Raw genomic sequence first — 22,265 nt, 5'->3', positions numbered from 1 at the left:
ATTCGGCATGAGACCGAAATCGACCGGATCGGGGGAAGGGAAGAAAATGGGCGCTAGAACCGTTTTGGTTACAGGCGCAAGCCGCGGCATCGGACGTTCCGTCGCCGCGTATCTTGCAGAGCGTGGATATAACGTTGTTGGTCTGGCGCGAACGGCCCCGACGGGCAGCTTCGACGGGACGTTCAGAACGGCGGATCTGAGCGACGCGGATGCGACGCGCGAGACACTGGCCGCGATCACCGATGAGTTCGACATCGATGTCCTTGTGAACAATGCAGGCATTGCGCCGCTGGGCACTGTCGAAGAGGTGACACCGGAAATTCTGCAGCAGCTGATGTCGGTCAATGTCCGGGCGCCGTACCAGTGCATGCAGGCGGTTTTGCCCGGCATGCGGCAGCGCGGGTTCGGACGGGTGATCAATATCGGCTCACGGGCAGCTCTCGGCAAACACGGGCGTAGTGCCTATGCGGTGACGAAGGGCGGTATCGCAGCCGCCACCCGGACCTGGGCCATCGAGGCCGGGCCGGACGGGATTACTGTGAATTGCGTCGCGCCTGGTCCCATCGCCACCGAGATGTTCGAGGATGGCAATCCCGTTGGCTCGGACAGCCGGAATGCCATCGAGGCGGCGATCCCCGTCGGCCGGATCGGCCAGCCGGAGGATGTCGCCTCCGCCGTTGCCTTCTTTGCCGGCGAGGATGCCGGATTCTGCACCGGTCAGGTGCTCTATGTCTGTGGCGGCCTGACCGTCGGAGCTGCACCGCTATGAACGATCTGAGTGATATCCGGAAACGCAATCTGGCGCGGCTCGTCGCGCCGAAATCCATTGCTGTCATCGGTGCATCGGACGATCCGATGCGGATCGGTGGCCGCCCGATCGATTATTCCCTGCGTCACGGCTATAAGGGCGCGATCTACCCGGTGAACCCGAAGCGGGACACCGTGCAAGGCCTGAAGGCCTATCCGACAATCAGCGACGTGCCGGAAGCCGTCGATGCGGCCATTGTCGCCCTCCCGGCGCCGATGGTGGCGGAAACGATTGAAGCCTGCGCGGCCAAAGGCGTCGGGGCCTGCATCGTATTCAGCTCCGGCTTTTCCGAGCTTGGATCGGAAGGCGAGGCCATGCAGGCGCAGCTGACGGAAATCGCCAGGCGCACCGGCATCCGTGTGCTTGGCCCTAACTGCCTTGGCGCTTTCAATGCATCGAGCGGCTGGACCGGCACCTTCTCCTCCTCGCCGCAGGTCGATCCGCCGGAGCCAGGTCCTATCGCCATTGCCAGCCAGAGTGGCGCGTATGGCGGCCATATCTATAATCTTGCCCGCAAGCGCGGCCTTAAGGTCGGGCGCTGGATCACCACTGGCAACGAAAGCGATATCGAGCTTTCCGAATGCATCTCCTATTTGCTCGACGATCCCGAGGTGAAGGTGGTGATGTCCTATGCCGAGGGCATTCGCGACGGGGAAGGCCTCCGGGCCGCTTTCGAGAAAGCGCGTGATCTGCGTAAGCCGATCGTCATGGTCAAGGTCGGGCGCAGCGATATCGGCGCGGCAGCCGCCGCCTCGCACACGGCGGCTCTCGCCGGAACCGATGCGGTCATCGACGGTATGTTCAAGCAATATGGCGTCTATCGCGCGGACGATGCGAACGAGATGCTCGAGGTCGCCTATGGCTGTCAGCAGGGGCATTTTCCGGATGGCAACAAGATCGGCTTCATTACGATTTCCGGCGGCCTTGGCGTGCAGATGGCGGACAGCGCCTCGGCGCTTGGCCTCGACGTCTCGGAATTCTCCGAGGCTGGTCAGAAGAAGATGTTGGAGCTTCTGCCCTTTGCTGCGCCGCGTAACCCTGTCGATGTGACGGGGCAGGTCTTCAACCAGCGTGACGCAATCGCCGCCTGCCTGAAGATCATGATGGAAGAGGGCGACTATGACGTCGTCATTTCGTTCTTCACCGCTGTCGCGGCCCGCCCCGAGATTGCCCAGGATATTATCGATACCCTGAAGCCGCTCCGGGAGAGCCGTCCGGACAAGCATCTGTTCTTCTCGATCCTGGCGAGCGCGGAAAATAGCCGGTTCTACGAGAGCAACGGGTACCCGATGTTCGACGATCCGGTTCCGGCGATCACGGCGGCGAACGGTCTGATGTATTTCGGCAGGGCCTTCGCGGCGAAAAACTCTGCATTGCCTGAGCTTCCGTCTGGTGCGGAAGCTGTGCCGGACCATCCGACGGCGGAACATGAGGCGAAACGCATTCTTGCCTCCGCCGGCATTCCCGTGGTGCGGGAGGTGCTGGTGACCTCGGCGGATGCGGCGGTCAAGGAAGCGAAGACGTTCGGCGGCAAGGTCGTGCTGAAGATTGCCTCGCCGGATATTGCCCACAAGACCGAGATCGGCGGCGTGCTGGTCGGGCTTGAGGGAGCGGACGCCGTACGGGATGGTTTCACCACCCTGATGGCACGGGCGGCGGAAAAGCGCCCGGATGCCGCGATTGATGGCGTGATTGTCTGCGAGATGGTTTCCGGCGGGGTGGAGACGGTTGTCGGCGTGCAGCTCGATCCGGTGCTCGGCCCGGCGGTCATGTTCGGGCTCGGCGGAATTCTGGTCGAGGTACTGAAGGATGTCAGCTTCCGGCTGGCGCCGTTCTCGGTCGAGGAAGCGCACCGGATGATCCGCGAGATCAAGGGTTACAAGGTGCTGGAAGGCGTGCGCGGTGCTCTGCCTGCCGATATAGATGCACTGGCCCAGGCTCTGTCGAGGCTCTCCGTCTTTGCCGCCGCGAATGCGGACAAGCTGGACAGCATCGATATCAATCCGTTTATCGTGCTTCCGGAGGGGCAGGGCGCCGTTGCCGTCGATGCGCTGATCGTTCCCTCGGCACGCAGGAAGGATTGAGCGCGATGAGGCCGCAAAGCGTCCGTACCCGGATCACCGATCTCTTTGGTATTCGTCACCCGATCCTCTGTGGTGGCCTGATGTGGCTCGCCGACGCCAATTACGTGGCCGCCGCGGCCAATGCTGGTTCTATCGGGTTCATGACAGCGAAGACCTTTCCAGACCCAGGCCGCTGGAAGGAGGAGCTGGAAAAAGCGAACGCGCTTTCGAACGGCAACCCCATCGGCGTCAATCTCTACATCTCCCAGCGGCCGGAAGAGAACGAGATGCTGACGGGGCATGCCGATCTTGCCCTGCAGGCCGGTGTGCGCCGGTTTGAAACAGCGGCAATGCCGCCTGCGGATTTGGTGAAGCAACTGAAGGATGCCGGTGCTGTTGTGATCCACAAGGTCGCCTCGGTCCGGCACGCGGTCTCTGCCGCAACCAAGCTCGATATCGATGCCGTATCGGTTGTCGGCATGGAATGTGGCGGCCATCCGGGGCTGAACATGATCGGGAACATGGTGCAGGGCGTGCTTGCCGCGCTCCGTGTCGATATCCCCGTTGTGATCGGCGGCGGCATCGGTCATGGCAGGCAAGTGGCCGGTGCGCTTTCTTTCGGAGCGGAAGGCGTGATTCTTGGTACCCGGCTGCTGGTTGCATCCGAAATCTGGAGCCATGATGCCGTCAAGAAGCGGGTGATCGAGGCGGATGAAACCGGCTCCCGTCTGGTTCTGGCCTCCATGCGGAACACCTACCGCGTGATGGATAATCAGACAGCCCGCACGGTAGCGGAGCTAGAAGCCTCCGGTGCCAACGATTACGAGAGCTACCGCGAGCATGTGCGCGGCACCTTGCAGCGGGAAGCTTATGAGGAGGGCGATCCGGAGAAGGGGCTGCTTTCCATGGGCCAATCGGCTGTCTTCGCGGACCGGATAGAGCCTCTGGGCGATATTATCGACCGGATGGTTGACGAGATGGATGAGGCTCTGGACCGGTTGAACAGTTTGCGCGTCAGTCATGTGGTGGCGGCGGAGTAAGGCCACTGTACTTTCTGACCCATGCAGACGTGGTGATTGATCCTGCTGTTCCGATCACGGAATGGGGACTGTCCGAGCGCGGACGGGCGCGTATCCGGGCTGGTCTCACTCAGCCATGGCTCGGGAACATCACGTCTATCTGGTCAAGCGATGAACGCAAAGCCATCGAGACCGCGGCAATCGTCGCCGGTGCGGTCGGGCTGATCCCTGTTGCCCGGGAAGATCTCGGGGAGAACGACCGGTCTGCGACCGGTTACCTGCCGTTTGATGAGTTTGACCGCGCTGTGGACCAGTTCTTCGCCGAACCGGAGCAGTCTGTCCGGGGATGGGCGACTGCTGCCGCTGAGCAGCAGAGGATTGTCAGGTGCTTTGAGGATATCCGGAAAGCCGAGCCGGATGGTATGCCGTTGATTGTTTCACACGGGGCGGTCGGGGCTTTGTTGCTGGCGTATCTGAGCCAGTGCCCGGTTTCACGTATTTTCGATCAGCCGGGCAATGGCGGCGGCAACTGGTTTCATGCAGACGAGAGAAGGCCTGCTTGGCGGCCATTCGATGGCTGTGTGCGTTAATAGCTGCTGAGAAAATAGACGGCAGTCAGGAATTTGTCACAGGTCCTGCCGTCTTTGCTGAGCGGAAGGAGCAACCGCTCGGCCTCGCGGAAATCCTGCGTCCCCGTGTGTTTGAAAAAGGGGCCGCAGATCTGGTGCGGCATCATCGTTTCGGCGACGTGCTTATACTCGGATAAAATCTGCTGGCCGCGGCCGTAAAAATTCACTTCGGACGCGGTCTTCCCGGAATTGTCCTTGCCATACTGGTCCACGATCCAGGTACCGACCACGCGGAACCGGGCGTCGGCGCCTTCATCGAGATAGTCGGAAAGCATGATGTGCGGGAGCCAGGGGACGAGCTCGGGTACGTCGAAGTCGGCTCGTGCCGGAGCGATCCGGTCGCCGCGCCTCTCCTGCCAGAGCTGGTAGAGAGATCGAAGCTCGGGGGTGATCAGGTCATCCGCACAGTTTACCCGAGTGCAGACCCTTTCTGATGACGACAGGTCTGCAACACTGTTGCATTGATCGTGAAACACTCGTTCATCCTCTGACGAAGCACGCTTAATTGGGGCCAGCAAAGCGTGTTCATCAACGCTGCCGATACGGGAGCCGCCGCATATTCTTGTGCGTTGCTACCCGCTCGCTGTTTACGTGGAAGTTCTCTTGGAGATCTCCCCCAGCGATGGCGGCGCATATTGGTCAGATTCCGTGACTGGTCAACCTTCGCATGTGCGAAATATCCGATTTCATGGCTGCCATGCGTAATCGGGATGGTCCTGGCGAGAGGGGCTGAAAATATTAATGCGCGGAATACGGAGGAAGCGTGCCTATCAGGTCTTTGCGTCGAGATAATACAGTCCCGAAATTACCTTGTCACAAGTATGGCCATTCGCACTCAGAGGCAACATGAGCCTTTCGGCGGAAGAGAATTCCTTGGCTCCGTTGATGTCGTAAAAAGGCCTGATAATTCTATGAGGTTTCATGGTTTTTGCCGGCGTCAAAAACTCTTTCCGGACTTCTCTGGAGTGATCGGTTTCACCGATTTCCATGATTGTTTTTCCCGTGTCGTCCGCACCGAACCGCTCAACGATCCAGGTGCCGATAACGCGGTATCGAATGTCGGCGTAATCTCCAATGACATCAACAAGTTGTATATTCGGAAGCCATCTTTTGAGCTCCAGGACGTCAATATCTTTTCTCGCAGGTGCGAGATGGTCGCCGGCTTTCATGTGCCAGAATTGGTAAAGCGCGCGCAGTTCGGGATGGTACAAATCATCTGCCTGCGTAACAGGTTCCAGTGTTCGGGGTTCCTGAAGAGAAACAGAATGCAGGCTCGATTGACCATCGCTCATAGCAAGCGACTCCCGAATAACAATTGAACGTGGTTCGATCACCACGCCTGAATACAATGGTATTATTAACTCTATTGGAGCGCTTGATCCAGATCGGCGATGATGTCGTCTGCGGTTTCCAGGCCAACAGAGATGCGCATGACGTCGTCTCCGGCACCGGCTGCCGTGCGTTGTTCTTCCGTCAGCTGCCTGTGCGTTGTTGAGGCGGGGTGCAGGATCAGGGAGCGGGTGTCGCCGATATTGGCAAGATGGCTGAGCAGTTCGACCCGCTCGACGATGCGGGTACCGGTTTCGTAGCCGCCTTTCACGCCGAACGTGAAGACGGAGCCGGCGCCGCCGGGCAGGTATTTTTTTGCGAGATCATAGTAGGGGCTGCTCTCCAGCCCTGCATAGGAAACCCAGGACACGGCGGGATGCTGGTCCAGATAGGCCGCGACCTTGGCCGCGTTGGCGACGTGTCTCTCCATCCGTAGCGGCAGGGTCTCGATACCGGTGATGGTCAGATAAGCATTCATCGGCGCCATGGTCGGCCCGAGATCGCGCAGCCCGACAGCATGGCCGTAGGTGGTGAAGGCCAGGTCGCCGAAGCTCTCCCAGAAGGGGATGCCATGATAGGCGGGTTCCGGCTCGACGAGAGAGGGGAATTTGTCGTTCTGCCCCCAGTCGAATTTTCCGGAATCGACAACCGCTCCTCCCATGGCATTGCCGTGGCCGGAGAGGAACTTGGTGGTCGAATGCACGATCAGATCGGCGCCATGCTCGAACGGCCGGCAGAGATAGGGCGTTGCCATCGTGTTGTCGATGATCAGCGGCACGCCCGCACCATGTGCGATTTCGGCAAGAGCGGATATATCACTGATGACACCGCCCGGGTTGGCGAGGGATTCCGCGAAGAGCGCCTTGCAGGCCGGGTTGGCGGCAGCAGCCCGTACCGCGTCCATATCGTCCATGTCGACGAATGCGCAGTCCCAGCCGAACTTCTTGAAGGTCTTGCCGAATTGAGTGATAGAGCCGCCATAAAGCCGGGTCGAGGCGACGATCAGGTCCCCCGGCTGCATCAACGGAAACAAGGCGAGCATCTGTGCCGAATGACCTGATGCGGTGCAGGTCGTGCCCCGGCCGCCTTCCAGGCTCGCAATCCGTTCTTCCAGCACTGCCGTGGTCGGGTTTGACAGGCGGCCATAGATATTGCCGAAGGTCTGCAGGTTGAACAGCGAGGCGGCGTGATCCGCATCCTCGAAGACATAGGCCGTGGTCTGGTAGATAGGGGTGGCTCGGGCGCCCGTGGTCGGGTCCGGCGCGGCACCGGCATGAATGGCGCGGGTCTCGAACCCGGCACCGCCCTTCGGCTGTTTGTCCTCACCGGTATCCTGTTTTGTGTCTCCGGCTCTGCCAACCGCACGGCGTTTTGACGAAATCACCTTGCTGTTGAAGCCATGCCAGGAAAGCTCGCCATAAAGCCGGGAGAACTCAATCTTCGGGCAGCGGTTCATCACCACCTTCAGACCAGCTTTCTCCGCTTTCTCCGCACCTTCGTCATGCCGCACACCGAGCTGCATCCAGACCACATCGGCGCCGATTTCGACGGCTTCCTCCGCGATCGGGCCGGCGGCCTCTGAATTACGGAAAATATCAACCATATCAATCTTGAACGGGATGTCCTTCAGGGAGGCATAGACCAGCTCACCCAGGATTTCCTGACCGGCGAGGCCGGGATTGACCGGAACAATCCGATAGCCTTTTCCCTGCAGGTATTTCGCCATGAAATAGCTCGGCCGGGTCCATTTATTGCTGGCTCCGACAACGGCAATGGTGTGGACGGAGGAGAGAATCTCCTTGATGTAGCTGTCCGGATAATTCTCGTGGTTGATCCTGTGCGGTGCCTCATTCTCGGCCATGATTATTCTCCCTTCCATTCGGGCGCGCGCTTTTCGATGAAGGCGTCGATCCCTTCCGCTGCATCGCGGGCCTGCATGTTGTCGACCATCACCTGGCTGGTATAGGCGTAGGCGTCTGCGAGCGGCATTTCGAGCTGCCGGTAAAAGGCTTTCTTGCCGGTCTTCAGGACCAGCGGAGATTTCGAGGCGATCTTGCCCGCCATCTCCTGCGCCGCGTCTTCGAGCCCGGTCTCCGGAACGGCACGATTGATCAGGCCATGCGCGACAGCGGTTTCTGCATCGATCATTTCGCCAGTCAGCAGCATTTCCATAACCTGTTTGCGCGGGATGGCGCGGGAGACGGCGACCATCGGGGTCGAGCAGAACAGGCCTATATTGACGCCGGGCGTGCCGAACCGTGTGCTGTCCGCCGCGATGGCGAGATCTGCCGTGGCGACAAGCTGACATCCGGCAGCGGTAGCAATGCCGTGCACCTTGGCAATGACCGGCTGGGGGAGGTCAGTCACGGTCAGCATCAGTTGAGAGCAGGCGGCGAACACCGTCTGATGGAAGGCTTCGTCCGTGCGTGAACGCATCTCACGCAGATCGTGCCCGGCACAAAATCCCTTGCCGGCGCCTTCGATCACCACGGCTTTCACCGTCTGGTCTGTCGCGATTTTCTCCAGCTCGGACTGGAGAGCCGCCATCAGGCCAAGCGAGAGCGCATTGTAGGCTCTCGGCCTGTTCAGGGTGATACGTGCGATCCCGTCACGGTCCTCGCGCAGGACAAGCCCGGCCTCTAGTTCTTCCGCGACAGACATGCATTTCTCCCGATTGGCTATTCCGCCTTGCAACGACCTGAACACTAGCGCCGGAAGGTGCAGAGGAACAGACGTGACCATCAAAGCAAAGCCAATATGAGCGACGATTTGGTCAGGTGACTTTTAACCAGGTCATCATGCCTGCCGCCGCATGCTCGACCATATGGCAATGCAGTAACCAGTCGCCGGGATTGTCGGCAACGAAGGCTATCTCCGAAATCTCGCCAGGCTGCATCAGAAGCGTGTCCCGCAATGGCCCCATCTGCTCTTCCAGGAGCATTTGCCGGAAATGATGACCGTGCAGATGCATGCCATGAGGCCAGCGGGACCGGTTATTCATACGAATGCGCACGGTCTGTCCGGCTCGAACTGAAAGCAGAGGCTTGTCCGTCATATCCGCCTGCCCATTGAAGGCCCAGGCCTTGCCCCGGCTGATCAGGGTACGGATATCGGTATCCTTCCCGTTCATCATCGCGCCGCGCATCCGGCCCATGGCGCCACCCTCCATTATGAGGTCGACAGGGCGTGTCTCCGCGAGGGGGCCGATTTCGGTGAGAGGATTGGCCGGCAATGGCGCGGGGCGATCAGCCCGACGCTCTGCCATGGCCTGACCGACACGGAATACGGCAACGGCATAGCTCCCACCCCGCTCGTGAGAGAGGAGGGAGGCTTCCATACCTGAGTTCGCCGTAACATCGACAATGAGATCGGCACGTTGTGCCGGAGCAAGTAGAAGTTTTTCTGCCGGCACAGGCATTGAAAGTGGCTGTCCGTCCAGTGCAACAACCCAGCCGGAAAGCCCTTTCAGACTGAGGTTGTAGATCCGCGCATTCGATGCATTGACGAGGCGCAGACGCAGCCGGTCATTCTGCCGCGCGTCGGATGTCCAGTAGCCGTCGCCATTGACCGTGATCCAGTTACCGATGCGCCCGCCATGGGACCAGTCGTGCATGGCACCGAAATCCTCGGCTATCTGCGCCGTTTCAGTCAGCCGCCAGTCATCGATCATCAGAACCTCGTCCCGGTCCACGTCAGGCGCGCTGGTTTCTTCAACGATCAGGGCGCCATACAGACCGCGCGCGAGTTGTTCCCAGGTCCGGTTGTGCGGATGATACCAGTAGGTGCCTGCGTCCGGCGGCGTGAAACCGTAATCGAAAGTCTTGCCCGGCGGGACGGCGGCCTGGGTCAATCCAGGGACCCCGTCCATGGCATTGTCGATCCTGATGCCATGCCAGTGGATCGTGGACTCCTGCGGCAGATTGTTAAGGAAAACACGGTCGATGCGTTCGCCCTGCCGGACACGGATTGTTGGGCCGGGGACACCGCCCTCATATCCCCAGACCGGAGTCGGCTTGTACTCGTCCGGCGCCAGGCGCGCTGTTCCTGGCCGTGCCTCGAGGCGTATCTTCGGTGCGGGTGCCGCAAGTCCCGATTGTGCAGGGAGCGCCCCGGCGATGCCTGTAGCGCCCAGAGCCGTGAGTACATTCCGTCTGGTAAGTTTCCGCACCTGTTCCGCCCCATCAGGTTTTTACGTTCGCCAGCACCGCCCGGCATTTATGATATGGGGGCTACCGGACGCCGAGGAAATGCAAGAGCACTCCGATGGTGCCAAAAGATAGAAACGTGGAGATCAGCATTGATGTCGCGGCGGCGGGGGCGCCCGCATCGTAGCGATCCGCGAACAGATAGACATTCACCCCAACGGGCAGGGCGGCCATGATCACGGCGATATCGCGCCACAGCGGGGCGATATCGAAGATATGGGTCGCTATCACGTAGGTAATGGCGGGGAAGGCAACGAGCTTCAGGGCGCTGCCGGCAAGAGCCTCCCAGATTGCTCCGGATATCCGGTACTGGGCGAGGGATGCGCCCATGGCGAAAACCGCACAGGGCAAGGCCGCACGGCCAAGAAATTCCGTGATATCGACTACGGGCTGAGGCAGCGGCAGGTCGAAACCGTTCCAGGCCAGACCCGCAAAAAGCCCGATCAGAATCGGGTTGGTGACGAGGCTCTTGATGATGGCCCACGGAATATTGAGCAAGGCGCCTTTCTGGCCGCGTCCGCCCTCCACCAGAATCGTGACGACACCGAACCACTGCCAGGAATGGAACGCGATGATCAGAAAGACCGGCAGCGTTCCGGCGTCTCCGAAGGTGGTCAAAATCAGCGGAATGCCAAGCAAAACCGTATTGCCGAAGGCGCCAGTCATCCCTGCCAACGAAGCATGAGCGAAGTCCCGGCGGAAACACCACAATGACACGAGCATACCGAGTATCCAGACGATATATCCGCCACCGAAGAAGGAGATCAGGAACTCCCATTCAATCGGATCCGGCAGTGTCTGGCGCGACATGGTGTGAAACAGCATTGGTGGAATGGCGAAGTTGAAGACGAACTTGGAAAGGCCGTCGACGGCATCCGCCGGAAACAGTCTGAAACGGGCAGCGAAGTAAGCGATGAAGACGGTACCGAAGACCGGCAGGATGATGTCGATCAGGATTTCCATGGAAAGTCCGGTTTGGGAAAACGCGCAGGTGAGACGGTCGATGACCATACCCTCGATAGCGGAAAAAGCTTTTACATGACAGTCAAGACAGCCATGACCGGCGCGGCACCCCATCCGTTTCTGGAGGGGCCGATCGCCAGCCGGATCGCGCGTCTGGCGGCTCCGGGACTGCTTGGGGGCCTGATGCAATCCATACTTTATGTGGCCGATGGCTGGTTCGTCGGCGGGCTGGGCCCGCTGGCGCTCGCCGGTGTCGCACTGGTGTTTCCGCTTTTCGCGCTTTCGGTGATGTTTTCCGCAGGGGCCATGGGCGGTGCCGTGGTCGCAGCGACGGCGCGGGCGCTTGGTGCAAAGGATCACGAGGCGGCAGGCGCCCTGGTCCGGACGGCATTGATACTTGCTGCCTTTGGGGGGGCATTCAGCGCCCTGATCATCTGGCTCTTCGGGCCGGGGCTTTTCCGCATGCTCGGGGGTAGCGGGACGGTTCTGCAAACCGCGATAGATTATGCGGCTGTGCTGTTCCCCGGCATTATTGTTGTCTGGCTTTTCAACATGTTGGCCAGCCTTTTGCGAGGATCCGGGGACATGCTGCGGCCGGCTTTGGGGCTCGGCGTCTCCGTATCGATGCATCTCCTCGCCGCATCGCTGCTGGTCATGGGCATCGGGCCGTTTCCTTCACTGGGTATCGAAGGTGCCGCGCTGTCGATCCTGATCGGGTATGGGGCCGGTAGTCTGTACCTCGCCGCATATCTGTTTCACATCAACAGGCCGGACTGGGTCAGGATTACGGGGCCGGTTTCGTGGCGGCAGGTTTACATTGTTGGCCGCCGGGGCGCGTTCGCCAGCGTGCAGTCCGTGCTGACCATCGCGATGGCCATGGTGGTGACCGGTTATATGGCGCGGATTGGCCCGCAATCCCTTGCAGGCTACGGCATCGGGGTTAGGCTGGAACTTGTCATTATTCCGATCATTTTTGCCTTCGGCAGCGCCAGCATTGCCATGGCCGGTGCCAGTGTTGGCGCGGGTTTGCGGGCGCGGGCCTTGCGGGTGAGCTGGACCGGGAGCTGGTTTGCCGCCCTGTCCGTTGGTCTGATCGGCACCGTTCTCGCGGTTGCGCCGTGGCTCTGGAGCGGGCTGTTCACGGAGGATGCGGAAATCGCGGCCACGACCGCGCGTTATCTGCGTTTCGTCGGGCCGGCTTACACTTTCTTCGGGCTGGGCCTGTGCCTTTATTTCTCCAGCCAGGCAATGAACACGCTGATTCTGCCGGTTACAGGCGCGGGGCTCCGGCTTGCAGTCTTGCTGGGAGGCGGCGTGTTGCTTCTGGATCAGGCCGCGACGGATGAAAATACCGTTTTCCTGCTTGTGGCCGGGGCGATGGCAACTTACGGCGTCTTTAACGCCCTTGCCCTCAGGCTGGGCCCCTGGCGGCGTTGATGGCCGCGAGCCGTTAGCTTACCTGACTTCCAGAAGGGTCAATACGGTCGCAATGGTGCCGAACGAGAGAAAGGTCGACAGCAGCATGGATGTTGCCGCCGCCGGTGCGCCGGCCTCATAGCGGTCGGCAAAGAGATAAACGTTGATCCCGACGGGGAGCGCCGCCATGACCACCGCAACATCACGCCAGAGCGGCTCCATGGTGAAGATGTAGGTGGCCGCGACATAAGTCAGGGCCGGAAAGGCGATCAGCTTCAGCAGGCTGCCCGCGACGGCTTCCCCGATGGCACCGGTAATGCGGAATTTGGCCAGTGATGCGCCCATCACGAAAACGGCGCAGGGCAAAGCAGCGCGCCCCAGGAAACCGGTAATGTCCGCGACCGGATCCGGCACCGGAATGGCTAGGATGTTACAGGCCAGGCCGAGCACGAGTCCGACCAGAATGGGATTGGTCGCAAGGCTCTTGGCGATAGTCCATGGCAGGGCCTTGAGGGTGCCATTCTGCCTCCGGCTGCCTTCAAGCAGGATCGTGGCGAGAGCGAAGAACTGCCAGGAATGGAAGGCGATGATCAGGAAAATCGGGATCGATCCTGCCTCTCCGAAGGTGGTGAGGACCAGCGGCAGGCCGAGCATGGTGTTACCGAAAGCCGCGGTCATGCCGGCAAGGGACGCATGCGCAAAATCCCGTTTGAACAGCCAGCGCGAGATCAGCATGCCTGCGAGCCAGATCAGATAGGCGGTGCCGAAGAAGGAGATCAGCAGCTCCCACTCGATCGGATCGGGCAAGGGATGGCGGCTGACGCTGTCGAAGAGCAGGGACGGGACGGCGAAAGTGAAGACAAAGGTCGCAAGGCCCTCGGTCGCTTTCGTGGAGAAGAGCTTTGTCCGGGCCGCGATATAGGCAATGAACAGCGTGCCGAAAATCGGCAACACGATGTCGATCAGTATTTCCATGAATGGCCGATGCCAATTTAGGGAGCGCACTAGGTCAGTATTGCTTACATGTTTTCCGATTTTGTGCGGTGCAGCAAGAGCATTTCTCCACGCCCTATCTGGCAGCGGCAGGACTCTCAGCCTATAGTCGTTAAAAAATTGAGGATGGGAGGAAGAAATGGCCAATCTGGAAATCAGCGCCGGGAACAGTCTCTACTATGAGTATCAACCTCCGGGCGCGACGGGGCAGACGTTCGTTTTCGTCAATGCACTGACTGGCAATACCGGAATGTGGCAGGTGGATGCGATCGGCCCGGCCCTGCGGGCTGCCGGATACGGCACGCTAGTCTATAATTTCAGGGGGCAGGTGGACAGCACCTTTAGCCAGGATGCCGATCTCGGCCCGGTTACCATCGTCGATGACCTGAAACGGATCGTCGACCATGTGGCGCCGCCACGGCCAATCCTTGCGGGCCTTTCCATCGGTGGCCTGTTTGCCGCGCAGGCCTATCTCAAGGGCGCCGCCGCGGAAGCGCTGGTGCTGATCAACACCCTGCGCAAGCCGAGCCTCAGGCTGGAATGGATCAACAGCGCCATGGTGCGCATGGCGGCGACCGGCGGCGGACAGCTCATCATGGAGGCCAATCTGCCGATGTTGGTCAACCCGGAGCAGTTGGCGAAGATGCGTCCGACCCTTTTAGAGGGGGATTACCAGCCGATGAAGGATGGGGACGGCCTGTACGAGTTGATGAAAGGTTCCCTCGGCACTGACTGGGATTTCCCTTACGAGAAGCTCGATATTCCTGTTCTGTTGATGACGGGGGAGCATGACCGGGTCTTCCGCATCGAGGCGGATATTGCGGAGCTTGAGGCACGGATCGCGAAGAAATCCCACGTGGTGTTCGACAATGCGGGCCATCTGATTCCGGCGGAACGGCCGGACAGGTTTTCTGCCGAAATCATGAGTTTCGCGGCATCGCTATAGCGGCTTCCGGTGCGGAGAGCATCACCTAGCGGCGCTCTTCCGCCCTGGCTTCGAGCACGGCGCTTTCGATGTTTTCCGAATAACGGACCAGCGGCGGCCGGAGGCCATGCGTGACGAGGTCCCGGCGGGAGTCCGGCATGGCGCCGCTCAGATAAACGGACACGCCACGCCGTCCGGCTTTCTGTGCGAGGACTTCTATGGTGTTCGCTGCGGTTGAGTCGACAAAGGGCACGGCGCTGAAATCGATAATCAGCGCCCGGTGCGTATCCGCGATCTGGTCGAGAACAGAGCCTATGGATGCGGCGGCGCCGAAAAAGAACACTCCGGAGATGCGGTAGATCACGATTTCCGGATCGTTTTCGACCTCTTCTTCATACGGAGTACGAAGGCCGTCCGAATAGTCGGCTTCGTCCTCCGCGACGTAGGGGCGCTGGGATTCGACAGCCGTGGTTTTTGACATCCGGTGAATGAACAGAACCGAACCCAGTGCAAAGCCGACGATGATGGCTTCCGTCAGGTCCCGGAAAATGGTCAGCAGGAAGGTTGCCAGCAGGACGGCCGCATCGCCGCGTGAGGCCCGGATCAGGGTAATGAAGGCGTGCTTCTCAACCATGTTCCAGGCGACCAGTGCGAGCACGCCGGCGAGGCTGGCGAGCGGTATGAACCCGGCGAGCGGTGCTGCGACCAGAATGAAGACGAGCAGAAACAGCGCATGCAACATGCCGGCGATGGGGCCATGCGCGCCCGCCCGGACATTTGTGGCCGTCCGGGCGATCGTGCCGGTGACGCAAATCCCGGAAAACAGGCCAGACACGACATTGGCAATGCCCTGGGCCACCAGCTCGCAGTTCGAGCGATGCCGCCGTCCGGTCATACCGTCGGCAACGACGGCGGAGAGCAGGGATTCGATGGAGCCGAGCAGGGCGAAGGCAACCGCATTCGGCAGAACCGCGATGATCTTTTCCGGATCCAGAGAGGGCAGGGACGGCAAGGGCAGGCTGCTGGGAACGCCGCCGAACCTGGAGCTAATGGTCGCGACCGGCAGATCGAGCAGGGCGGCTGCCAGCGCGGCACCTGCGACGGCGATCAGCATGCCGGGCCAGTGTGGCCGGAAATGCTTCAGCCCGGCGATGGTGGCGATGGTTGCAGCAGCCATGCCGATGGTCACCGGATCGGCGGTCGGCAGGTCGGACCAGAGTGCGGGCAGCTTTTCCAATAACGGGCCCGGCTCCGGCGCGGACAGTGCCAGGCCAAGCAGTTCCTTGATCTGGCTGGCAAAGATGATGACCGCGATACCGGCGGTGAAACCCACCGTCACCGGATAGGGGATGAACTTGATGTAGGTGCCGAGTTGCAGCAGGCCGATGGCGGCCAGCATCAGCCCGGAAAGCATGGTGGCAAGGATCAGGCCGTCCATGCCATGGATCTGGACCGTGGCGGCGACCAGGACGATGAAGGCACCTGCGGGGCCGCCGATCTGGAACCGGCTGCCGCCAAAGGCGGAGACCAGGAAACCACCGAAAATGGCTGTGTAGAGACCCTGTGCCGGCGTGGCCCCGGAAGCGATGGCAATGGCCATGGAGAGGGGCAAGGCGACAATGGCAACGGTGAGCCCAGCGAGAGCGTCCGCGCGCAGGTTCGCAAGCCCGTAGCCCTCGCGCAGGATGGTGACCAGTTTCGGGGTGAAGGTTTCGAGAAAACTCGGCCCTTTATTGGCCGGCGAGGGGACGGCATTGCTGTTCATGCGTTGTAGCCTGTCAGCCAGGAGACGGTACCCGGCCGATCCATGAGGGAATGGTTAACAAATGAATGAAAGCAAAAAAGGCCGGAGCTGTCCCGGCCTTTTCCTTGTGTTTCCTTACCCTGTGCGGTCGTGCCGCAGATCAGAGCGCGTCGTCGCCAACCTCGCCGGTGCGAATGCGGACGGCTTTTGCGACATCGAGCACGAAGATCTTTCCATCGCCAATCCGGCCTGTCTTCGCGGCCGTGGCGATGGCCTCGACAGCGGGCTCCATCATCGCATCGCTGGTGACCACCTCGACCTTCACTTTCGGCACAAAGCTCACGGTATATTCGGCACCGCGATAAATCTCGCTGTGACCGCCTTGCCGGCCATATCCCTTGACCTCACTGGTCGTCATTCCATGAACGCCAACCTCATTGAGCGCCGCGCGCACTTCGTCCAGGCGATGCGGTTTCACAAGTGCGACAATCATCTTCATCACCGGTCTCCCTTACCTCCAGCGTGTCAGCAAGCATCTTCTGCAATGATAGCATGACACAGATAGCCGCTCTCGTCTGAGACCTCGATGCTCTTTGCTCCCAGGCAAATACCGGTGGGTAAATACCGGGTTTTCAAATTGTCTCGATACATTTGATGACGGGACATATCTCCGGCTGCTATACCGGTGCTATGGAATGCGAACTCGTTATCTTTGATTGCGATGGTGTGCTGGTTGCCAGCGAAGCCATTGCAAACCGGGTCATAGCCGCCGCCATGACGGAAGCCGGGGTCGAGATCATGGCTGAGGATGCGCTCAAGCGTTTTCTCGGCGGCAAGCTCACCTTCATCCAGAAGGACGTCGAAGCGATGCTCGGCCGGGAGCTGGGCGAGGACTGGGTCCCGAACATCTATGCCAAGCAGTTCAAGCTCTACCGCAAGGAATTGCGGGCCATTCCGGGAATCGACCTGGCACTGTCCAGGATCGCGGATTCAGGCACGAAAATCTGCGTCGGCAGCAATGGGCCGGTTGAAAAGATGGATGTCACGCTTGGCGTGACCAATCTGAAACGGCATTTCGAAGGCCGCATTTTCTCGGCCGACATGGTTGGCATTCCGAAACCGGAGCCGGACCTCTACCTCTATTGCGCGGAGCGCATGGGCGTGGCGCCGGAACGCTGCGTCGTTGTGGAGGACAGCCCGACGGGTGCCCGCGCCGGGATCGCTGCCGGCATGCGGGTCTTCGGATATCATGCCGATCACGGCCCGGAAGGGCTCGCCGACGTTGGCGTGCATGAGTTGTTCGATGACATGGCCAGACTGCCGGAGCTGCTCGGCATCGCAACCCCGGACATTCCCTCACGCGAAGTCGGCTGACAGGGAGGCCTGTCAGCTCCGTTCGAGCGGGCGGGTGAGGCAGGTCGGCCCGCCGCATCCCTTGGCTGAAATCTCCGAGCCATCATAGACATGGACGTCGACACCGGCTTGCTCAAGACGTCGACGGGTCACCGGATTTCCGTCCAGCATCACGGCAACCCGGGGTGCTGTCGCCAGCACGTTGCAGGCCATGCTGTCATATTCCCCGTCCGGCACTTCGACCAGTTCGATGCCGCGCTCCAGCAACCAGTCACGGAAGAAAACCGGCATCATCCGGGAATAGACCAGCGCCAGATCCGGCGCGATGGGGCTGATGAAGGACATCAGGTGCAACACATCGCCTGGGCCATTCCAGTGCGGCAGTGGAACAGTGATGACTTCCGAGACCGCATCTCCGAGATAGGCCGTTAATTGCCGCACGCCTTCCGCATTGGTCCGGTAACCGTCCGCGACACACAGGATGTCGCCATCCAGCCAGATCAGGTCACCACCCTCGATTTTGCCGGTGCCGCCGATTTGGCCAAGGATGGGGATGCCAGCCCGCTCCAGCCCGGGCGCCATGGCCGAAGGTTCCGGACGCCGCTTGTCCTTGCCCATCCGGCAGAGGACAAGCCCCTTGTCGGAAGCGATGGCGTTATCGCGCACATAGATGGAATCAATCCCGACCGTATCGTCCGCAGCAAGCCATTCAACCGAACAGCCAAGCCCGCTGAGAATGTCCGCAAGCGCGTCGGACTGGGCGCAGGCCTTCATGAAATCCGGTTCAGCCAGATAATTCAGGCCGCGCCATTCAGAAGAGATTTTTTCTTGGGAAACAAATGCTTGTTCCGCGTGCTTCATCAAAACCCTGCGGATCTGGCTGGTTTCATTCTGCATGCGATTGTCTCCAGTTCGCTGAATAAGCTGTTTTTCAATTTCAAATGAACCGGATTTGAATAAAGCATATGTTGAGCCAAACCTATCGGTGAGTCTGGGGAAAGTTCTTGGCGATTAAAATTGTCGACAATGGTGATTTCGTCGAGGTTCTGGGCTCCGGGTCCGTCAGTCCGGACGAGGTGTACATAGCGGCATCGGAATATTTCTCGGGCTCCCCCAAAACTAATGTTCTTTGGAATTTCCTGAACGCCGATCTCTCCGGGTTTTCAGCAGACAGGTTCAAGGAAGTTGCGAGCGATAGCGCCAAGTTTGCTCCCAAAAGGGGAGATGGTGCGCGCTCTGCAATCGTTGTGAAATCTAAAATGGAATACCTGCTGATGCAGGCATATGTCGCCCGGGCAAGTATGGAATCCCCGGTGATTTTTAAAGTTTTCACGGAACGCGAATCTTCGATTCAGTGGCTGCAGGCGGAATGACCGCAAAGCCCACGGGGGATGGAGCATCAGGTGTGGAACTCGCCAAGCCGAGGTTGATATTCGGCCAACTGATGATCTTTACTGATCAAAAATTACGGGGGGAGATTAAGCGTTGCCGGTCGAGGTTCGGGATCATGGTGAGCTGGTTGAGTTCGTGGGGAGCGGAGACCTGTCTGCCGGAGACATAATCTCGGCATCTACAGAGCATCATTCGAAGACCCCGAAAAAATGCGCGCTGTGGAACTTTCTCGGGGCGCGCATTTCATATTTCAGGGCTGACAATTTCCATAAGGTTGCCACGAAAGGCGCTGAACTTGCCCGATTACGTGGGCCTGGCGCCCGGAATGCGATTGTCATCAGCAATCAGGCCGAGCGCCAGCTGTTACAGGCCTATAGCAATATGGCGAGCGCCGTATCCCCCGTGCAGCACGAAATCTTCTATAGCCGGGACGAGGCAATCGCCTGGCTCAAAAGCGATGACGGTACTGCCTGACCGGCCGGTTAGAAGAGGATACGCACCCGTTATTTTAATGCGGCACCCGGCCAGAACTCCGGCGCGCAGCGAGCGTATTGTGCAGGGTAGGGGATGCTCTCACCCAGTTCTTGTGCAGCGTGCCAGGCCCAGCGCGGATCGTCCATCACGCCGCGGGCCAGTGCGACCATGTCGGCTTCCCCGTCTGCAATGATCCCTTCTGCCTGTTTTGGCGTGACGATCATGCCTACGGCCATGGTTGGAATACCGGCTTCTTTCTTGATTTTGTCGGCAAGGAAGACCTGGTATCCGGGCTTTACCTCTATCTTCTGACGCGGGTCGAGGCCGCCCGTGGTCACGTCGATAAAATCGCAGCCAAGCGCCTTCAGCTCTTTGGCATAGATTACGGATTCCTCCGGCGAGAAACCGCCATCGACCCAGTCGGTTGCCGAGAAACGCACGGCATAGGGCTTTCCGGAGGGCCAGGCGGCACGGCAGGCTTCGAACACTTCAAGCGGGTAGCGCAGACGGTTCTCCAGGCTGCCGCCATAGCCGTCGGTCCTCTGGTTGCTGAGCGGCGAGACAAACTGGTGCAAGAGATAACCGTGGCCGCCATGCAGTTCGGCCAGATCGAACCCGACCCGGTCTGCCCGGATGGTGCTCTCGACGAATTCCGCCTTTACCTTTGCAAGGCCGGCATCGTCGAGTTCAAGCGGCGCGGGCCAGTCCGCATAACCGAGCGGTGAGGGGCCAAGGGTCTGCCAGCGGCCTTCCCCTTCCGCGACGGGCTTGCCGCCCTTGCCAGGAGGGTTGGTCGATCCCTTGCGGCCCGAATGGCCGATCTGGATGCCGAGCTTTGCCGTTCCGTACTCTTTACAAAAATCGACGAAGCGCTTGATCGTCGCTTCATTCTCGTCCGAATAGAGACCAAGGCATTTTGGTGAGATACGGCCCTCGGCGGAAACGTGCGTCGCCTCGGTGATCAGCAGTCCTCCCGCCCCCATGGCAAGATTGCCGTAATGCATCAGGTGCCAGTCATTCGCGGAACCGTCCTCGGACGCGTACTGGCACATGGCGGAAACCGCTATTCGGTTGTCCAGCGTCAGATCGCGAAAACTGATCGGGGAAAAGAGATGACTGCTCATGGGGCTCTATCCTAGTTTTCATCACACATATGGCCGCGCATGCTGACGCGTAAAATACCGTATGAACACAACAATATCGGTATCGCGCGCCCTGGGGAGGACTGAATGACGAAGTTGAGCAATGCCGAAATGGACCGGATCGCGCGGGAGGAAGTGCCCGCGGTTGGTCAGTACGGCGTGCGGTTCGAGGAGATCGGTGACGGGACGGCACGGGCGGTGCTGCCGTATCAGGAAGATTTCCTGCGTCCCGGCGGCACGGTCAGTGGTCCGGTGATGATGGGGCTGGCGGATGTCGTGGTCTATGCCTGCGTGCTGTCACGCATCGGGATCGTGAAGCTCGCCGTAACCACCAGTCTGAACGCCAATTTTCTGCGCCGGCCAAAGCCTGCGGATCTGATCGCGGAGGGGCGTTTGCTGAAATGCGGCAAACGGCTGGCTTATGGTGAAGTCACCCTGTTCAGCGCGGGAGAGGAGGACGATCCGGTCTGCCATGTGACCGCGACCTATTCCATCCCGCCACGCGATCAGGCATGAGCGCCGAAGCCGTCATCCGGCTTTCCGCCGGGTCTCTTAACGTCGAAATCCTGCCGGAATCCGGCGGGCGCATCTCCGCGTTCTGGAGTGACCTTGCCGGGAACCGGACGGACTGGTTCGTGCCGGGCCCGCAATCCGGAGGCACTGACAGCGGATCGACCGCATGGGGCAGTTTTCCCCTGGTGCCGTTCTCCAACCGCATCCGGAATGGCCGCTTTGTCTGGAATGGTGAAGAGCACCGGATCGCGGTCACGGAGAAAAGTGCGCCGCACGCCATTCATGGCCATGGCCGCGTGGTGCCATGGGATGTGGATGACGTCTCCGTAACGCATGCCGCGCTGTCCTATGCTTATTCCGGGGAGGACTGGCCCTTTCCCTATCGGGCGCGACAGGTGTTCGATCTTGCGGACGGAGTGTTCCGCGTTGCGATGGAGCTGGAAAATACCGGGACGAAATCCATGCCGGGCGGGTTGGGGCATCATCCCTATCTTCCCTGGCGGGACGGCCCGGTTCTGGCAACGTCCTTCGGCTCAATCTGGCCGGCGGTTGATGGCGTTTTGCCGGCAGGCCCGGAGGATATTCCCGGCGATCTGGATTTTTCCGGGACAGAGGGGCGGGGGCTGCCTCGGGGACTTGATACCGGTTTCGGCGGGTGGAACGGTCAGGCGCTGGTTCAGTGGCCCGGCCAGAAACTGAGCCTTGGGATAAGCGGGAGCGAGACTCTCTCTCACACCATTCTGTTTACGCCGGAGAGCAAGCCGTTCTTTTGCGTAGAGCCTGTCACCCACTGCATCGACGCCATCAATCTTGCCGCCGGAGGTGTTGCTGGAACGGGGATACAGCCGGTTCCACCGGGAGGAAGGCTCGCCGCGTCGATGCTGTTCAGGCCTGGCGTTGAAGGGAGCTAAGCCTTTCATCCTGTTATAAAAGGACTTATATGCGCGGTAACATAATACCGTTACGATAAAGCTATTGAAAAACCGTGCTTTTTCGCGCTTGACTTCACAATGCGTATCCGTATTTTACGCCAACCGCTGCAGGGGGCTCAGGCCTTCGTGCGGCTATTGAATTTCGCAGCATCACTGGATGGTTAAAGAGATGCGTACTTACTCGGCTAAACCGAGCGAGATCGAGAAGAAGTGGTGGATCGTTGATGCCGAAGGCATGATCCTGGGCCGCCTCGCCTCCGTTCTCGCAAACTACCTGCGCGGCAAGCATAAGCCGACCTTCACCCCGCACATGGATTGTGGCGACAACATCGTCGTGATCAATGCTGAAAAGGTGAAGCTCACCG

Annotated in this window: 23 protein-coding genes; 12 read left to right on the top strand and 11 right to left on the bottom strand. The window is 60.0% G+C overall.

Annotated features, from left to right (window positions below; translation table 11 throughout):
- Positions 1-46 precede the first annotated feature (46 nt).
- The 4 genes from AAC126_RS01350 to AAC126_RS01335 are packed head-to-tail and all read left to right on the top strand — an operon-like array spanning position 47 to position 4,480.
- Positions 47-769 (top strand): SDR family oxidoreductase, encoded by a 723-nt coding sequence (locus AAC126_RS01350; protein WP_339849165.1) that lies wholly within the window; start codon positions 47-49, stop codon positions 767-769.
- The gene (locus AAC126_RS01345; protein WP_339849162.1) at positions 766-2,892 is read left to right on the top strand and encodes an acetate--CoA ligase family protein; all 2,127 of its coding nucleotides are present in this window, start codon (positions 766-768) and stop codon (positions 2,890-2,892) included. Before AAC126_RS01350 ends, AAC126_RS01345 begins: the two co-directional genes overlap by 4 nt.
- 5 nt (positions 2,893-2,897) lie before the next feature.
- A complete protein-coding gene (locus AAC126_RS01340; protein ID WP_339849159.1) occupies positions 2,898-3,911 on the top strand; it encodes a nitronate monooxygenase in 1,014 nt (337 codons plus the stop codon).
- A gap of 32 nt (positions 3,912-3,943) precedes the next feature.
- The gene (locus tag AAC126_RS01335; RefSeq protein WP_339849156.1) at positions 3,944-4,480 is read left to right on the top strand and encodes a histidine phosphatase family protein; all 537 of its coding nucleotides are present in this window, start codon (positions 3,944-3,946) and stop codon (positions 4,478-4,480) included.
- Here the strand turns inward: AAC126_RS01335 and AAC126_RS01330 are convergent.
- The 6 genes from AAC126_RS01330 to AAC126_RS01305 all read right to left on the bottom strand — a co-directional run bounded on the left by AAC126_RS01330 (position 4,477) and on the right by AAC126_RS01305 (position 11,016).
- Positions 4,477-4,995, bottom strand: coding sequence for a PAS domain-containing protein (locus AAC126_RS01330; protein WP_339849154.1), 519 nt, complete (start codon positions 4,993-4,995; stop codon positions 4,477-4,479). The two genes, AAC126_RS01335 and AAC126_RS01330, sit on opposite strands and share 4 nt — an antisense overlap.
- Before the next feature lie 294 nt (positions 4,996-5,289).
- Positions 5,290-5,811: a PAS domain-containing protein gene (locus AAC126_RS01325; protein ID WP_339849151.1), complete on the bottom strand. Its 522-nt coding sequence runs from the start codon at positions 5,809-5,811 to the stop codon at positions 5,290-5,292.
- A gap of 71 nt (positions 5,812-5,882) precedes the next feature.
- Positions 5,883-7,709, bottom strand: a complete 1,827-nt coding sequence (locus AAC126_RS01320) for an O-acetylhomoserine aminocarboxypropyltransferase (protein ID WP_339849148.1) — start codon at positions 7,707-7,709, stop codon at positions 5,883-5,885.
- A gap of 2 nt (positions 7,710-7,711) precedes the next feature.
- Positions 7,712-8,509, bottom strand: a complete 798-nt coding sequence (locus AAC126_RS01315; RefSeq protein ID WP_339849145.1) for an enoyl-CoA hydratase — start codon at positions 8,507-8,509, stop codon at positions 7,712-7,714.
- Positions 8,510-8,621: 112 nt separating this feature from the next.
- The gene (locus AAC126_RS01310; RefSeq protein ID WP_339849144.1) at positions 8,622-10,016 is read right to left on the bottom strand and encodes a multicopper oxidase family protein; all 1,395 of its coding nucleotides are present in this window, start codon (positions 10,014-10,016) and stop codon (positions 8,622-8,624) included.
- Positions 10,017-10,077: 61 nt separating this feature from the next.
- Entirely contained in the window at positions 10,078-11,016 is a 939-nt protein-coding gene (locus tag AAC126_RS01305) for an AEC family transporter (protein WP_339849142.1), read from the bottom strand.
- 75 nt (positions 11,017-11,091) lie between these two features.
- Between AAC126_RS01305 and AAC126_RS01300 the strand changes: the two genes are divergently transcribed.
- Positions 11,092-12,453 carry an MATE family efflux transporter gene (locus tag AAC126_RS01300; RefSeq protein ID WP_339849140.1) on the top strand — a complete coding sequence of 454 codons (1,362 nt, stop codon included), beginning with the start codon at positions 11,092-11,094 and terminating at the stop codon, positions 12,451-12,453.
- Positions 12,454-12,471: 18 nt separating this feature from the next.
- Here the strand turns inward: AAC126_RS01300 and AAC126_RS01295 are convergent, their stop codons facing one another.
- Positions 12,472-13,407: an AEC family transporter gene (locus tag AAC126_RS01295; RefSeq protein WP_339849138.1), complete on the bottom strand. Its 936-nt coding sequence runs from the start codon at positions 13,405-13,407 to the stop codon at positions 12,472-12,474.
- Between the two features lie 157 nt (positions 13,408-13,564).
- Between AAC126_RS01295 and AAC126_RS01290 the strand changes: the two genes are divergently transcribed.
- Positions 13,565-14,371: an alpha/beta hydrolase gene (locus AAC126_RS01290; protein WP_339849136.1), complete on the top strand. Its 807-nt coding sequence runs from the start codon at positions 13,565-13,567 to the stop codon at positions 14,369-14,371.
- Positions 14,372-14,396: 25 nt separating this feature from the next.
- Here the strand turns inward: AAC126_RS01290 and AAC126_RS01285 are convergent, their stop codons facing one another.
- Both AAC126_RS01285 and AAC126_RS01280 read right to left on the bottom strand, forming a co-directional pair.
- Positions 14,397-16,115 carry a SulP family inorganic anion transporter gene (locus tag AAC126_RS01285; protein ID WP_339849135.1) on the bottom strand — a complete coding sequence of 573 codons (1,719 nt, stop codon included), beginning with the start codon at positions 16,113-16,115 and terminating at the stop codon, positions 14,397-14,399.
- A 139-nt stretch (positions 16,116-16,254) separates the two neighbouring features.
- Positions 16,255-16,593: a P-II family nitrogen regulator gene (locus AAC126_RS01280; RefSeq protein WP_339849134.1), complete on the bottom strand. Its 339-nt coding sequence runs from the start codon at positions 16,591-16,593 to the stop codon at positions 16,255-16,257.
- Between the two features lie 155 nt (positions 16,594-16,748).
- Between AAC126_RS01280 and AAC126_RS01275 the strand changes: the two genes are divergently transcribed.
- Positions 16,749-17,468, top strand: coding sequence for an HAD family hydrolase (locus tag AAC126_RS01275; protein ID WP_339849132.1), 720 nt, complete (start codon positions 16,749-16,751; stop codon positions 17,466-17,468).
- 12 nt (positions 17,469-17,480) lie between these two features.
- Here the strand turns inward: AAC126_RS01275 and AAC126_RS01270 are convergent, their stop codons facing one another.
- Positions 17,481-18,344, bottom strand: coding sequence for an arginine deiminase family protein (locus tag AAC126_RS01270; RefSeq protein ID WP_339849130.1), 864 nt, complete (start codon positions 18,342-18,344; stop codon positions 17,481-17,483).
- Positions 18,345-18,451: 107 nt separating this feature from the next.
- Here AAC126_RS01270 and AAC126_RS01265 point away from each other — a divergent pair, with 107 nt between their 5' ends.
- Both AAC126_RS01265 and AAC126_RS01260 read left to right on the top strand, forming a co-directional pair.
- Positions 18,452-18,820: a hypothetical protein gene (locus AAC126_RS01265; protein WP_339849128.1), complete on the top strand. Its 369-nt coding sequence runs from the start codon at positions 18,452-18,454 to the stop codon at positions 18,818-18,820.
- A gap of 112 nt (positions 18,821-18,932) precedes the next feature.
- Positions 18,933-19,313 (top strand): hypothetical protein, encoded by a 381-nt coding sequence (locus tag AAC126_RS01260; protein ID WP_339849125.1) that lies wholly within the window; start codon positions 18,933-18,935, stop codon positions 19,311-19,313.
- A 29-nt stretch (positions 19,314-19,342) separates the two neighbouring features.
- On the opposite strand, the gene AAC126_RS01255 is transcribed toward AAC126_RS01260, so the two are convergent.
- The gene (locus AAC126_RS01255) at positions 19,343-20,437 is read right to left on the bottom strand and encodes an NADH:flavin oxidoreductase/NADH oxidase (RefSeq protein ID WP_339849123.1); all 1,095 of its coding nucleotides are present in this window, start codon (positions 20,435-20,437) and stop codon (positions 19,343-19,345) included.
- 105 nt (positions 20,438-20,542) lie between these two features.
- Here AAC126_RS01255 and AAC126_RS01250 point away from each other — a divergent pair, with 105 nt between their 5' ends.
- The 3 genes from AAC126_RS01250 to rplM all read left to right on the top strand — a co-directional run.
- Positions 20,543-20,971 (top strand): PaaI family thioesterase, encoded by a 429-nt coding sequence (locus tag AAC126_RS01250; protein ID WP_339849121.1) that lies wholly within the window; start codon positions 20,543-20,545, stop codon positions 20,969-20,971.
- Positions 20,968-21,879: an aldose 1-epimerase gene (locus tag AAC126_RS01245; RefSeq protein WP_339849118.1), complete on the top strand. Its 912-nt coding sequence runs from the start codon at positions 20,968-20,970 to the stop codon at positions 21,877-21,879. The genes AAC126_RS01250 and AAC126_RS01245 overlap by 4 nt, the downstream gene beginning before the upstream one ends.
- A 190-nt stretch (positions 21,880-22,069) precedes the next feature.
- Positions 22,070-22,265: 50S ribosomal protein L13 (gene rplM / locus AAC126_RS01240; RefSeq protein WP_339849115.1), on the top strand; the 196-nt coding region annotated here is incomplete at its 3' end.

It is taken from the genome of uncultured Nisaea sp. (assembly GCF_963974195.1).
Taxonomy (GTDB): Bacteria; Pseudomonadota; Alphaproteobacteria; order Thalassobaculales; family Thalassobaculaceae; genus Nisaea.
The sequence above is the reverse complement of the archived record's forward strand: the minus strand, read 5'-3'. Positions and strand labels throughout refer to the sequence as shown.